The sequence below is a fragment of the Bradyrhizobium tropiciagri genome, from assembly GCF_001189845.1.
Taxonomy (GTDB): domain Bacteria; phylum Pseudomonadota; class Alphaproteobacteria; order Rhizobiales; family Xanthobacteraceae; genus Bradyrhizobium; species Bradyrhizobium tropiciagri.
In genome coordinates this window covers 91,542-105,499 of record NZ_LFLZ01000013.1, presented here as the reverse complement: position 1 = coordinate 105,499, position 13,958 = coordinate 91,542, and the positions used below count along the sequence as shown (strand labels likewise).

Sequence of the window (13,958 nt, the reverse complement as noted above, 5' to 3'; positions counted from 1 at the left end):
GAACCACTCCTGTGTGAAGCGAATAGCCATGCGGATCATCGACCATTTCGATCAGGGCGTTGCCTATTATCCGGACGCCGTTGCCTTCCACGATCTCGCCGGCGGGGGATCGTTGACCTACCGAGAGGCCGATCATCGCGGGCGGCTGCTCGCCGCCGCAATTCGAGGTCATGGGTTTGGCAAGGGCGTCAAAATCGGCATCCTGGCGCCAAATAGCAGCCTTGCATTCGTGACACTGATCGGACTAATGCGCGCCGATGCAATTTGGCTTCCGCTTAACCCCCGCAATCCGCCGGCCGTTAACGCCGACCTGCTGCGACGCTTTGACGGTGAGCTGCTGTTCTTCAGCCAAGTCCACGAACAGGACGCGCAACACTTCGTTTCTGAAGTCCCTGAATTGCGCGCCACAGTCTGCCTCGACGGCGAGAGCCTGCTTGGCCCCTCGCTCGAGGCCTGGACGAGTCAGGACCAGGCGGGTGTCCCCAGCAGCGAATATTCGCCCGACGACATGTTTGCGATCTTCCCAACAGGCGGAACAACCGGTCAGCCGAAGGGGGTGATGATTACTCATCGCAATATCGCGGCTATGTTCAGCAATTTCATGAGCCACTTCGGTTACTACGAGGGCGCGCGGCATCTTGTCGTGGCTCCGATGACGCATTCGGCCGGCATTCTCGGCTGCCTGCATTTCAGTCGGGGCGGATGCAACGTCATCATGGCAAAGGCTGATCCCGGCGCCATTCTCGCGGCGATTCAGGACCACCGCATCACGCATCTCTTCCTTCCGCCGACTGTTCTTTACATGTTGCTGGCGCACCCTGACCTTGGCCGACATGACTATGGGTCGTTGCGGCATCTGCTGGTGGCGGCGGCCCCCTCCTCTCTGGGGAAGCTGAAGGAAGCCATAAGGGTATTCGGGCCGGTACTGTCCGAGACGTTCGGTCAGGCGGAATGTCCGGCCGCGATCTGCCTCAAAGCACCATGGGATTATCTGAACGCAGCCGGCGAAATCGACCTGGAGCGCCTGCACAGCGTCGGACGGCCTGGCGTTTGGAACAAGGTCGCCATCCTCGATCAGGACGGCGCAGAGCAGCCGCGTGGCAGCCCCGGCGAGATCTGTGTGTGCGGGCCTCTCGTTACGCCTGGCTACTACAAGGACCCTGCATCAACGGCGGCTATCCGCCGGTTTGGCTGGCACCACACCGGCGATGTCGGCGTGATGGACAAGCACGGTTACGTCACGATCGTCGACCGCAAGAAGGACATGATCATCTCGGGGGGCTTCAACATCTTTCCTAACGAGATCGAGCAGATCCTGACCAGCCACCCGGCCGTGCAAGACTGCTCTGTTATCGGAGTCCCGGATGAAAAGTGGGGCGAAGCCGTAAAGGCTGTAGTCCAGCTGAAAACTGCAGCCAAAGCAACTGAGGCCGAATTAATTGCCTTGGTCAAGCGGGCTCTTGGCGGCGTGAAAGCACCGAAGAGCGTGGATTTTGTCGATGACTTGCCGCGCAGCGCGGCCGGAAAGGTGCTCAAGGCTGAGCTGAGGGCAGCCTACTGGCACGGGCGCACGCGCGCAGTGAATTAAGGTGGAGCAGCATGACTGATGTCCTGATCGCGGGGGTTGGCATGATCCCCTTCACCAAGCCCGGTCAAGGCCAGACCTACGATCTTATGGGTGCGGCAGCCGCAGGCGCTGCGCTGGAGGACGCCGGCGTCGTCTATGCCAACGTGCAACGAGCTTATGCTGGTTACGTGTACGGCGATAGTTGCGCTGGCCAAGCGGCGCTTGGCCACCTTGGCGCAACGGGAATCCCGATCGTCAACGTGAACAATAACTGCGCAAGTGGCTCAACCGCCTTTGCGCTTGCTGTCGAGGCAGTCCGCAACGAGCCGGACGCTTGTATCCTTGCGCTCGGATTTGAGCAGATGGCTCCGGGCGCACTCGATGTCGTATTCGGCGATCGTCCCACTCCGGTCGGCCCGCATCTGAGCCGCGTCGCAGAGATGATGAGCCTCAGCACCAACGACCGCGCACGACCACCGGCGATCCAGCTCTTTGGCTGTCAGGTCGAGCTGCTGCAGAACCAGTGTGGAGTCGGCGATCGAGCGTTGGCCAAGATTGCCGTTAAGGCGCGCCGTCACGCCGCAGCTAATTCCTATGCGCTGTTCCGGACACCGCTGCAGGAAGATGAAGTCCTCGCGAGCCCCTTGCTCTTCCGAGGCCTTCGCAAGCTATTCGCCTGCCCACCGAGCTGTGGGGCAGCAGCTGCCGTTCTGTGCGGCCCCAGATTCGCGGCGCGGCACGGTCTGCCGACAAATGTACGTGTTATCGGGTCTGGATGGACGAGCGATCGCAGCGAACATTTTGCAGGCAACCCACTGGATCTGATGTTCCGTGCGCTCGGCAAGGACGCTGCGGACAAAGCTTACGAGACTGCCGGAGTTGGACCAAAGGACATTGACGTCGTCGAGCTGCACGACTGCTTCACCAGCAACGAGGCACTGATGTATTCAGCCCTTGGCTTTTGTTCCGACGGCGAGATCGAACGCTTCATCCTCGAGGGCCGCGGCAGCTATGAAGGAGACATGGTCGTCAATCCTTCTGGTGGTCTCTTGTCAAAGGGGCATCCGCTAGGGGCGACTGGATTGGCCCAGATCGCGGAGCTGACGTGGCAACTCCGCGGCCGGGCCGGTCCCCGCCAGGTTGAGGGTGCTTGCACCGGGCTGCAACAGAACGCCGGCCTGGGCAGCGCTGGTTTCGTACACATCTTGCAGAAAGGATGAGACTGTTGACGAGCGGGCTTACATTCGGGCTCGACAGCCGGACTATTCGACCCTGACAAGTTAGAACACCACGTTCAGTGACATGATTTAATCCCCGCGAAACTCAAATATCGCGCTCGGCTCGAAGCCCAAGGTGCTGCTGCTCGACGAACCGCTCGCGGGGCTCGCTGCCGCCGAACGCGAACGGGTGTCGAACCTGATCGAGTCGGTGGCGACAAAAGTCCCGGTCCTGATCGTCGAGCACGACATCGATCGGGTGCTCGGCTTCTCGCACAATGTCACGGTCATGAAACAGGGCGAAGTGCTGATGACGGGGTCGCCGGCCGCGGTGCGCGGCGACCGCCGCGTTCAGCAGATCTACACCGGCTCGGGCATCCCGCCGGTCGAGCACGCCTGCAACTTCGATACGGCGATGAACGCGACGCAGCTGCTGCGCGTCGATCGCGTCAACAGCTTCGATGGCAAGAGCCACATCCTGCATGACGCGACGTTCGACGTGCGTGAACATGAGATCGTGGCGCTGCTCGGCCACAACGGCGCCGGCAAGTCGACGCTACTCAAAACGCTCGCGGGTCTCGTGACGCCGGCTTCGGGCAGCATCGCCTTCGACGGCCGCGACATCTCGCGCCTCGCGGCGCCCGATATCGCGCGGCTCGGCATCGGCCACGTGCCGCAAGAATGCGGCCTGTTCGCCGGCATGACGGTGCACGAGAACCTGTCGCTCGGCCGGCTCGCCCGCACCACCGATGGCAATCGCGGCGTGGTCTGGAGCGAAGCCGACATCCTTGATCACTTCCCGCGGCTGAAGCAGCGCATGGACGTCGCGGCGGATTACCTCTCCGGCGACGAGCAGCAGATGGTCGCGGTCGTGCGCGCCCTGTCGGGCAATGTCAGGCTGCTGCTGCTGGATGAGCCGTTCGAGGGCCTGGCGCCGGCCGTGATCCTCGATCTGTTCAATGTATTCGATCGGTTGCGCGAGAAGATCTCGATCGTAATCGTCGAGCACAATCTCGATCTGGTGCTGGCCCTCGCCGACCGTGTCTTCGCGTTGGAACGCGGGACCGCGTTCCACGAAGGCCCGGCGAGCCAGTTGCTGCTCGATCTCAACTATCGGAAGGAGGTCTTGTGGCTCTAAGAGCAACCAAAATTTTGAATGAGTTCAGTCGGCTGCGGACCGGTCTGCTACCGCAACAAATCGGATAAAAGGCCACGGCTGCAATGAGAAAACTCCCACTGGGACGCTCACCGGCTCAACCAGCGGAGCTGTGCGAAGCGCGATAAAGGACTGGGGGAGTAGCGCTTTCACCTCCGTAAGCTGGGTTCCTCGTCGGCACTCGACAATCAGCCCTACGTCGGAACTGGCGATAGACTTCATCAACTGAGGCAGCCGGCTTTCGGGCGGAGCACCTACTCGCTTTGGCTATGATGAGATTTTTCTTGCTTTCCCGGTGCACACGTCTTGCACAAGCGGCTTTCTAACGGATCAAACGATTTAAACTCCCGCTCCAATCCCGGCTAATTTGAACCAACTCTACTGGCGTCCCGCCTGCAGACTCCGGGGTCGAGCCGGAGGCCAACTTAGAACGACGTGCTGGCCTCGAACCAAATATCTTGTCAATGGGCTACGTGCGTCTTCGGAAGCATACCCGCCCAAGGCGCGGCTTCTTCAAATTGTCGGGCAAGATTCAACAGAACCTCTTCATTCCCGACGTCGCGCCGATCTGGATGCCGATGGGTAGACCGTGCTGATCCTGGCCAAACGGAACGGACGCTGCGGTCCCTCCTGTGACGTTAAACAACGGCGTAAACGGCAGCTGATCGAATATGCAGCGGCACCAATCGGTCGCACTCATTTCGGAGGTAAATTTCACGAACTGGCCGAGAAGCGGCGTCGTCCGCGTCATGACAGGCGATAACAGAACATCAAACTGCGTGAACGCCGTACCGATGGCACGGGATACCGCATTGAAGACATTGGCCGCAGCAAGCATGTCGGTCGCCAAGCGTCGCTTACCATACTCGTATGCTACGAGCGTTTGCTCTTCCAGATGTTCGGAATCGATCTGACGGCGCATGAGGCGAGAGAAAAACTGAATCAGAGCAGCGAGATTGGTGCACCAAATCGTGGCATTCGCGTCAAGAAACGAATCCCACGGCACCCCGAAGTCGGGCTCGACGAATTCCACATGGTGACCGAGCTGCGTACAGAGGTTCGCCGCGGCCTGCAAAGCTTTTGCGACGTCGGGCGCCAACTCCACGCCCGACCACGGTTTGCGCCAAAGACCGATCCGAAGCTCCTCAAGTGGTCTCTCGATATGGCCGAGATAACTCGAGATGGTCCTTGCAATGCCATAGGGATCTCCCGAAGCCGCGCCCCGTGTGAGATCGAGTATCAGTGCCGAATCTCGCACGGATCGCGAGACGACGTGATCTGCACCCAACCCACAGACAGCCTCCGCAAAAGCTGGTCCCACCGGCACACGCCCCCTACTCGGCTTCAACCCGAAGAGACCGCAACAGGACGCCGGGATACGAATTGAGCCTCCCGCGTCGTTGGCGTGAGCGACCGGCACACAGCCGGCGGCGACCGCCGCCGCAGCCCCACCGCTCGATCCACCAGGCGAGTAAGCCAGATTCCACGGGTTGTGAGCTGGCCCATGGTGTCGCGGTTCGGTGGTCGGACTGAAGCCGAACTCCGGACTCTTGGTCCTGCCAAGCGAGATGAGCCCCGCCCGATCGTAACGCTCAACCAGGGTCGACGTGAATGGTGGCCGAAAGTCCCGGCACAAGCCGCTACCCGCCTCCGACCGCGCACCCGCCCGAAACACGCCGAGGTCCTTGAGCAGGAACGGAACGCCTGCCAATCGGCCGTCGGCTGATACCATCCCACACGACAACGCCGGCTCCACAGGATCGATGATCGCCTTGATGGTCGGATTGACGTGATTGATGGCATCTAGCGCCGCCGAAACAACCTCCGCACCCGTCACCTCGCCCGCCCGCACGAGCTCAGCTAGTCCGATCGCGTCAAACGCCGCATACTCTGCACGCTTCATCGAAAATGCTCCTAACAAACGCCAAACGGATCAGTTCCAGGGCAGCCATAAGGACTTCGCTCTATCCCATGCCTCCCAAGGAGGCGAAGAATCACTCGACTGGTAAGCTGCACCACCGTGCTGGACCGCAGGCCGCTCCCAGACGCCATCGCGATACAACGTCTCAATATTGCGGCGATAGATGTCGTCGACCGCCGCATGATGCACCGGGTCCTCCGACATCCAGAGGTTCAAGGGATGAATCGGACGGTCGTACATCTTGCGGAACAGCTCGGTCCTCAGGTCCTTCAACCAGTTGCTGTTCAGGTTCATCGCCCGAAACTGCCGTAGCGCCTCGACGTCGATAACCGCGCAGGTCATCGTGTTCGCCGAGGACGCGGAATACGAAAGGATGTTGCCGCGATAATCGACGATGTGACTGTTGCCGCCCGCAATATCAATCGGGTGCTGCGAGCTTGGACTTAAATAGACGGGGCCGATATTGGGACACAGCATAAAGACCGAATTGAACTCGGCATGGGCGCGATTCTGGATCATCCAGGAGCCGCCACCGGGATAACCGCTTCCGGTCATCGGCATCGCTTCCGACGGACGGTAAACGACTTCCGCCCCGTTGAATGTAAGCGCCCGTACGGCTTCGGGATATTCACCATCCGAACAGCAGATGGTGCCGATATTGCCGATGTCCGACGTCCGAAGCACAGGAAAAAACGCGTCGAGGCCATTTCCGAAATGCTCGACCCAGCGGTCGTAGACGTCATGCGGAGTGCAGCTTCGCTCACGGCACCACACATGGTTCTTTGCTGCCTTATGGATCACCAACCCCGCCGTCGAAATCACGAACAGGGTATTGAAGAAGCGGTCGCGCATGATTTCGGGCCACCGCGCCTTGCACTGCGCAATGATGTAGACCCCGTAGTGTCGGGCGAGACGGGCCAGATGCTCGGTTTCCTCACCCGGAATGTCGATGAAGAGATCTTGGGCGGCCGTAACATGAGGGACGTCGAAGATCTCGTCGGTGAAGCCTGTCAGCGCTCCTTCCGCAAGTGCGATGAGCTTCACTGGCATATTGATCCCACAGACCGAAATCGCCGCGTGAATGGCTTCTTCAATGGTTTCCAAATTTCGCCTGATGTGACGGCGTGCGCCGATGCCTGTCACGATGGTCGACAATCCCACCGCGAGATAGGGCGGCACAGGGCGACGGGGTGCCTCCGTAGTCGTGACCACGCTATCGCCTATGCAATCCGCAGTACCTGTCATCGTAGCCCCAACCCTTTTCAGGTGAAGATTAGCGACAAGCGGACAGGCAAGACATCACCCGCAAGGATGACATCGAAAGCGGCCGGATCGAGATCAGTGACTGGCCAGGTAGAGCTTGTTGATCAGTTCGGTGCGCGAGCCAACGCCGGCCTTCTGAAAGATTCTCTTCAGATGAGTTTTCACGGTAGGAAGCTCAATCCCGAGCTTGCGGCAGATCAGCTTGTTGCTGCCGCCGGCCGCCACCATTGTCACGATTTCTGCCTCACGCTGCGTCAGCTTCTGAACGATGCTGTCTGGCAGCGCGCCTCCGGCAACAGGGAAAACGAGAGATCGACGAGTGGCAGGACCGATTGGATAAACTGGATTTCGTCGGCCCCGAAAGCGCCGAGATCGCTGGTTCGTAGCAGCGAAATGCCGGCAATCATGCGATCACGCTGCCAGAAATAAATCTCCGCCTGGTACGGGGTATTTTGCGGCAGCAGAAAGTTGTCGATGTAGTTCCTGATATCGCAGTTGGTGGTTCTCAACGTTCCATCGAAGCTCGTCACGCGCCCGCAATCGGCGCGCCAGCGGCGCGGATGCAGCGGATCGTAGCGGTGAAATTCCTCTCGATACGCGTTGAGCCAAACCGCGTCCAGCTCACGTAACTGCAGGTGGACAGCATGGGACTCCGCATTAATCCAATAGAAACAACTGCTCGAAATTGGCAGCGTTCGCTCGAAGAAAGTCAACGCTTCAGCGAGCACACGAGCTGAGCCGAGCTGCGAGGCGACGTGGGCCTCCTCCGTTATTCCCGATGACGCGCGCCTGTTCACATCCCCAAAGGTCATGATCATTCCCCTCCCCCGCATCCAATCGTCAAAGCACGCTCGTACCGCACAATCGTCACTCCGAAGGACGATTGGCAACCATGTGGCGCTCCGGCAGTTTCGTCAAAACGTCTCGTTCGCCCGAGACTTCGGAAACGGAGGACAACATGTCGAATAATCATTCAAACACATTCCTGATGCATGGCGGGCGGGTCCAGACCTGTGATTTTCGGACGCCGCCCCAGGAAGCCATCTTCGTCCGCGACGGAAAAGTAGCGGCCGTCGGCACACTTGCCGATCTGGAAAAGGTGGCGAAGCCCAACATTGATCGTATCGATGTTGAGGGGGCGACAATTCTGCCGGGGTTCATCGATACCCACCCGCATTCCATGCATTTCGCGGCCCTGACGATCGCCGCAGTCGATCTGAGCGATGCGCAGTCCCACGACGATATCATCGCGCGAATAAGAGCTCGCGCGGCGTCGACTCCGCCCGGAGAATGGATCTTCTGCACGCCGGTCGGCGAAGCTCACTATTACATCCGCCGGTCCTACCGCGACCTGCCCGAAGGTACGCTTCCCAACCGTTGGCAGCTCGACCAGGCGACCGACAAGCATCCGGTGTTCATTCAGGCCTATGCGCCCAAACAGCCGAACATGGTCGCATTCAACAGCTTGGCGCTTGGTCAGCTCGGCATTTCCGAAGTGCTTCCGAGACGCGTGTGCGACGTCTGGATCGATCGAGATTCCGAAGATCGTGTGACCGGGATTCTCCGGGGCGCCGTCACGAACTATTACACGCGCGATCCGTTGTGGCTTCAGATCCTGAGCAAGCTCCCGCCGCCACCGCCCGCGCTCTGGCCGGTGGCCGCACAGGCCGGAATGGCGGAGATGAATAGCATCGGCGTGACCAGCATTTTCGAGATTCACGCGATGACTCCCGACCAACTCGCCGCGTACCAGGCGCTCCGTCGGGACGGCAAGCTGACATGCCGCGTCCTCGCCGGACTCGACGTTGCCGACCAGGCCTTCAACGTTCACTTCCAGCCCTCGGACACGCAGATCCGCGATCTGATCGACTTCATGCGGGCATCGACGACGCTCACCGACGATTGGTTGCGCATCGAGGGAGTTCTGCTGTGTCGAACGGGCCCCTGCAATCCTGGCTTCCTCCGCATGTATGAGCCGATCAAGGCTCCGTTCGGCGGCGAGACCTATGGGCTGGAATTTCTGCCCCGCCGCGTGGAAGAGACGGTCGTGCGCTATTGCGCCGAAACAGGCGTGCGGCTGAGCGCGCTGCTGGCGACCCCGCCGGATTTCGATGACTTCTTCAGCACCATCAACAAGCTCGGCGTACAGGAAGCCGTGGCCCTGAAGCGATGGATCGTCCAGCATGCCATCCTGGTGAACGAAAACAGCGCCCGCAACATGTCGAAATACGGAATGTGCTGCACCACCAGCAAGGGATTTCACTGGGGCAAGGGAGATCTGTATTGCGAGCGGATCGGCGAGCATGCTCTGAACGATCTGGTTCCGCTCCGGCGCCTGCTCGATCATGGAATCAAGGTCGGCGGCGGAACTGATTGGGGCCCCAAGAGCGTGTTGGAACAGATCCAGCTCGCCGAGACCTGCGAGCTTGCCGGATCCGGTAGAAAGAACCTGCACCGCACCCAGCCGATCAGCCGCGCCGAAGCGATCGGGATGTTCACCAAGGACGCCGCCGAGGTTCTCGGATGGGATGGCATCGGTTCGATCAAAGTGGATAGCCATGCTGATTTCGCCATCATGGACGAAGATCCGTTTGAAGTGCCGGTCGACAACTTGCCTAAAATCCAGGTGCTCAGAACAATCGTCGGCGGACAAACGGTCTTCGCAGCCGGCAAGACGAGGTAGCAAGTCGTACTTCCATTGCCGAGATATCGAGGATTCCCGAACGGCATGGGCAACTTTCTTGTGATCACAAGTTATATCGCCATGACGACCGAAGATCACGGGACTTCGATCGCAGCACATGCACGATCTGAGCGCCGGCTTTTCGGAGTATCTCGATGACACGATCAAAAAGGCAGCGACCAGCAGAGTTAGCATTTTTATTGCATTTGCAAGTTATATTTGCCATCTTCCGATCTTGAGACTGAACAAGACGGGGACGGCGGGATGCCAAGGGAAAAATCGGTTCGTCGCCTGCCCGCAGCCGATGCTGCGAGCGCAATCGACGCGCTACCGCCACTTAATGGACTCGACGACGGCCAGCCGCAATCGCCGCCGGCGCCGGTTGCACATAGTCACGTTTTTTTCTGGATCACCCAGATCATGGGTCGGCGCGATCGGTTGCTGGCCCGCGAGTTCCGGCCTCTCGGCGTGCGAGTGCCCGAATGGCGCGTCGTTCTCGCGGTGCAAGTGCGACCGGGAATCACGATGACCGAGGTCGCCGAATACGCCACCATCGATCCGACCACGCTTTCGCGCTCCATGGAGCAGATGATCCGCGCCGGCTGGATCGAACGCACCGCCGACCACCAGGACATGCGCATTATGCGCCTGAGCCTGTCGAAGAAAGGTAGAGAACTGTTCGACAAACTCTGGCCGATCGCCGACCGCGTCAATCGGATCGCCTGCCAGGACCTGCCCGAGGGCGCGGCGCAGCTGATGTGCCTCGGTCTCGGAACAATCCATCGTGGCCTTGCACGCGCCACCGACCTCAGCGAGGTGGACGAGGAAGCCGGGGCACTCCTGGTGGTCGAATGATGGACTTGAGTGTTGTCGAAACTCCCACGGGCGCGCTCCGCGGGCTGCATCAAGGCGCCGTGCGTTCGTTCCTTGGCATTCCCTACGCACAGGCGCCTATCGGCGTGCGACGGTGGCTCGCACCGCAACCGGTCGACCCATGGACCGGCGTGCGTGACGCCGGCGCCTTTGGCTCCGCAAGCCTGCAGCCGGCGCTGCCGCAGGAGCTAACCATTTCGCCGGAGCGTGCCTCCACAACCAGCGAAGACTGCCTCTATCTCAACGTTTGGGCGCCAGCGCGGCCGCGAGCCGCCACGCCGGTGATGGTCTGGATCCACGGCGGGGGCTTCTTCAGCGGCTCGGGAAGCGAAAGCGGGTATGACGGCACGCAGTTTGCGGCGCGCGGCGTCGTGCTGGTCACGCTCAACTACCGGCTCGGACCGCTCGGCTTTCTCGCCCACCCGGAGCTCGCGGCGGCTGACCTTGCCGGAGCTACCAACAACTATGGCCTGCTCGACCAGCTCGGCGCGCTGCGCTGGGTCAAGACCAATATCGCTTCATTCGGCGGCGATCCCGGCAATGTCACGATCTTCGGCGAGTCCGCCGGCGCCGCAGCGGTACGCTGTCTGATGGAGATGCCGGCGGCCCGTGGGCTGTTCCACCGTGCCATCTTGCAGAGCGGCGGGTTCGGATCGTCGGCGCTCGGCGAGGCTGCAGAGCCGACACTGGAAACGAAGCTGCGCGTAGGTCTCGCGTATCAAAAGGCGCTCGGAGCCCGTTCCCTGGCCGAGATGCGGGACATGCCCGGCAGCAAGCTGATCGAAACCATGGCATTCAAGTTCCGCGAGACTGAGCGCGGTCTGCGCTGGTGGCCGACGCCGACCGCGCTGCTGCCGCGCAGTGACACCAGCGATATCTCGGCCGGTATCGCCGAAGTGCCAGTGCTGCTCGGTACCAATGCCAACGAGGGTATTTTCTTCGCCAACGCCTTCGGCGCGGAGCGGATGAAGTATTTCGGCATGTCGCTCGGAGTGCTCGGGCTGGGCGCCCGCAAGGTGTTTCGCGAGACCTCACCGCTTACCCGTGCCGGCGCCCGCGAAGGTATGCGCAACCTGCTCGCTGACTTCTTCTTCGTCGAGCGCGCCTATCAAATGGCCGCGCAGCTGCGCGCGCTGGGACGGCGGTGCTACGTCTACCACTTCCGCCGGGTGGCGCCGAAAAACCGCGCCGCGGACCGACGCGCCAATCACACCTACGAAATCCCTTACGTGTTCGGCCTGCCGCAAGGCGACGGCGGTTACGACGCCACCGACGCGGCGCTATCGCAGTCGATGCAGGATTACTGGATCAATTTCGCCCGCGCCGGCGACCCCAATGGCGGCGCCGCTCTGCACTGGCCTTCGTTCGACGAGCATACCTCAGTGATGCATTTCGGCGAACGTCCCAACGTTGGCCCCTACCCGAGGTCGACCGTGTTCGACCTATTGCGACAGCGGCGCGCGGGCAAACAACCATAGCGACGCGTGGGCGTTACGCGCGTTGCAGCGCCGCCATGCCCGCCTCGCCACGCCCGAGCAAACGTCCCGCTTTGAGAAAGGCGACGCCCGAGAGCAGGCCGCCTCCGGCGGAAACGATGATGATCGCATGACGCAGCGCGTCTGTTTCGCCCTTGGGTGACAGCAGGTCTGCGATCAGACCGACTGCGAGCGGGCCAACGCCAAGCCCGAACAGGTTGATCACAAGCAGGGTGAAGGCCGCGGCGATCGCGCGTTGCTGAGGCGCAGCGAACTGCTGCACCATCGCGTAGGTCGGGCCAATCGTCGTGAAGTTCAGGAAGACTGGAATGGCCGCGATCAGCAGAAAGGCCGACGTTGAGCTCGCCAGCATCGCGGCGACGAGACACGGTGCAAACAGGACGATCGACACGGCCGGACACCAAAACGCCCAACGCCGGTCGAATTTCACCAGCCGATCCGCGACGAGACCGCCGCTGAATGTCCCGAGGCCGCCGACGACACCAAGCAACAGAGCAAGCACAAGGCCCGCGCCGCGAATGTCGAAGCCGTGGCTGCGCACGAGGAACGAAGGCAGCCACTGCGTAAGGCCATAGCTGGAGAGCGCAAACAGAACCGCCCCCACCAACAGGTAGCGGTAACTTGCTATCGACCAAAGGGCACGCAAGGTACAGACGACCCCGACGTCCGTGTCGGCCCCGCCCCACCGTCCGTCGAAGCGGCGTCGATCACGCACGCAGTACAGCAGTAGCGGCGAGAGCACGAGGCCCGGCAGCCCGGCGAGAACGAAGGCCCAGCGCCACCCGAGGGCCTGGGCGGCGAAGCCGCCGAGCAATAACCCCGACAGGATGCCGAGTGGCACGCCAAGCGCCACCAGCGACATCGCCATCGAGCGCTGCTCGGGCGCGAACCGCTCGGCAAGCAGCGCGTGCGAGGGCGGCGTGCCGCCCGCTTCGCCGACACCGACCATCATGCGCGCGAGCGCAAGTTGCCAGAAGCCGGATACGGCTGCGCACAGCATGGTCATCGCACTCCACAATGCAACAGCCGCCGCAAGCACGCGGCCACGATCAGTGCGATCGGCAAGCCGCGCGATCGGCACGCCGAGCACCGAATAGAACAGCGCAAAGGCAAGCCCCGACAGCGCGCCGAGTTCGGTATCTGACAGATTCAATTCGGCCTTCATTGCCGGAATGAGGATCGAGAAGATCTGCCGATCGAGGAAATTGAGGCAGGAGGCCAGCATCAGGAGCGCCAGGAAACCCCAGTCGCCAGCCCGAAAGGTTCTCATCGGTAACGTTCCTCTCCTTGTGACCTCGGTAGCCGCATGCCTCGCCCGCCATCACGACGCAGGCGGGAGGAAATTGACCTCGTGCTGCGCTGATAGCGCCACGACCGCATCGGGATCGGTGAGGTTATGGAGGCCTTTGAACAGATCGAACAAGCGCCGCGACGGAGACACCCAGAACAGCACCTTGGCGACGCCGGAGGACCTGTTGAAGATGCCGTGGGGAAGCCCCATGGGCAGGCGGACAACATCTCCGGTCGCCGCAACCGCCTCCGCGCCATTGAGCAGGACATCGAGCCGCCCCTCCAGCAGATACAGATACTCGTCCTGGGTCGGATGAATGTGCGGTGGCACGAAAGCCCCGGGCGGCAGTGTCGCATGCCAAGCGAATGAACGATCCGTGAACTGCTTTGGCACATAGGTCTGGCCAAGGATGTTCCAGGAAATGTTGTCGAGGCCGGCGTTGCCCGGCGTGATGCCAAATGTCTCGGAAAGCATGTTGATGTCCTCGGGTG

At 61.2% G+C, this 13,958-nt stretch carries 12 protein-coding genes; 6 read left to right on the top strand and 6 right to left on the bottom strand.

From position 1 onward, the window contains the following. Positions 1-28: 28 nt before the first annotated feature. The 3 genes from AKN84_RS13675 to AKN84_RS13665 all read left to right on the top strand — a co-directional run bounded on the left by AKN84_RS13675 (position 29) and on the right by AKN84_RS13665 (position 3,922). On the top strand, positions 29-1,588 hold the full coding sequence (locus AKN84_RS13675) for a class I adenylate-forming enzyme family protein (protein ID WP_050421214.1): 1,560 nt from the start codon (positions 29-31) through the stop codon (positions 1,586-1,588). Positions 1,589-1,599: 11 nt separating this feature from the next. Beyond that, a complete protein-coding gene (locus AKN84_RS13670; protein ID WP_050421213.1) occupies positions 1,600-2,787 on the top strand; it encodes a thiolase C-terminal domain-containing protein in 1,188 nt (395 codons plus the stop codon). Between the two features lie 133 nt (positions 2,788-2,920). After that, entirely contained in the window at positions 2,921-3,922 is a 1,002-nt protein-coding gene (locus AKN84_RS13665; RefSeq protein WP_244485079.1) for an ATP-binding cassette domain-containing protein, read from the top strand. A gap of 550 nt (positions 3,923-4,472) precedes the next feature. Here the strand turns inward: AKN84_RS13665 and AKN84_RS13660 are convergent. The 4 genes from AKN84_RS13660 to AKN84_RS13650 form a co-directional block, all read right to left on the bottom strand. Next, positions 4,473-5,843: an amidase gene (locus tag AKN84_RS13660; RefSeq protein ID WP_050421212.1), complete on the bottom strand. Its 1,371-nt coding sequence runs from the start codon at positions 5,841-5,843 to the stop codon at positions 4,473-4,475. A 30-nt stretch (positions 5,844-5,873) separates the two neighbouring features. Continuing rightward, positions 5,874-7,040 (bottom strand): nitrilase-related carbon-nitrogen hydrolase, encoded by a 1,167-nt coding sequence (locus tag AKN84_RS13655; RefSeq protein WP_157863293.1) that lies wholly within the window; start codon positions 7,038-7,040, stop codon positions 5,874-5,876. A gap of 159 nt (positions 7,041-7,199) precedes the next feature. After that, a complete protein-coding gene (locus tag AKN84_RS45185) occupies positions 7,200-7,352 on the bottom strand; it encodes a response regulator transcription factor (RefSeq protein WP_128970753.1) in 153 nt (50 codons plus the stop codon). A 26-nt stretch (positions 7,353-7,378) separates the two neighbouring features. After that, positions 7,379-7,942 carry a hypothetical protein gene (locus tag AKN84_RS13650; protein WP_050421210.1) on the bottom strand — a complete coding sequence of 188 codons (564 nt, stop codon included), beginning with the start codon at positions 7,940-7,942 and terminating at the stop codon, positions 7,379-7,381. A 140-nt stretch (positions 7,943-8,082) separates the two neighbouring features. Here AKN84_RS13650 and AKN84_RS13645 point away from each other — a divergent pair, with 140 nt between their 5' ends. The 3 genes from AKN84_RS13645 to AKN84_RS13635 all read left to right on the top strand — a co-directional run bounded on the left by AKN84_RS13645 (position 8,083) and on the right by AKN84_RS13635 (position 12,158). Continuing rightward, positions 8,083-9,807 carry an amidohydrolase gene (locus tag AKN84_RS13645; RefSeq protein WP_157863292.1) on the top strand — a complete coding sequence of 575 codons (1,725 nt, stop codon included), beginning with the start codon at positions 8,083-8,085 and terminating at the stop codon, positions 9,805-9,807. Positions 9,808-10,026: 219 nt separating this feature from the next. Then, positions 10,027-10,662: a MarR family winged helix-turn-helix transcriptional regulator gene (locus tag AKN84_RS13640; protein WP_128970752.1), complete on the top strand. Its 636-nt coding sequence runs from the start codon at positions 10,027-10,029 to the stop codon at positions 10,660-10,662. Beyond that, on the top strand, positions 10,659-12,158 hold the full coding sequence (locus AKN84_RS13635) for a carboxylesterase family protein (protein ID WP_128970751.1): 1,500 nt from the start codon (positions 10,659-10,661) through the stop codon (positions 12,156-12,158). The genes AKN84_RS13640 and AKN84_RS13635 overlap by 4 nt, the downstream gene beginning before the upstream one ends. Positions 12,159-12,171: 13 nt before the next feature. Here AKN84_RS13635 and AKN84_RS13630 read toward each other — a convergent pair whose 3' ends face one another. Together AKN84_RS13630 and AKN84_RS13625 are read right to left on the bottom strand one after the other, a co-directional pair. Next, positions 12,172-13,446, bottom strand: a complete 1,275-nt coding sequence (locus tag AKN84_RS13630) for a spinster family MFS transporter (RefSeq protein WP_050421206.1) — start codon at positions 13,444-13,446, stop codon at positions 12,172-12,174. 51 nt (positions 13,447-13,497) lie between these two features. Continuing rightward, on the bottom strand, positions 13,498-13,941 hold the full coding sequence (locus tag AKN84_RS13625; RefSeq protein WP_050421277.1) for a cupin domain-containing protein: 444 nt from the start codon (positions 13,939-13,941) through the stop codon (positions 13,498-13,500). Between the last annotated feature and the right edge of the window lie 17 nt (positions 13,942-13,958).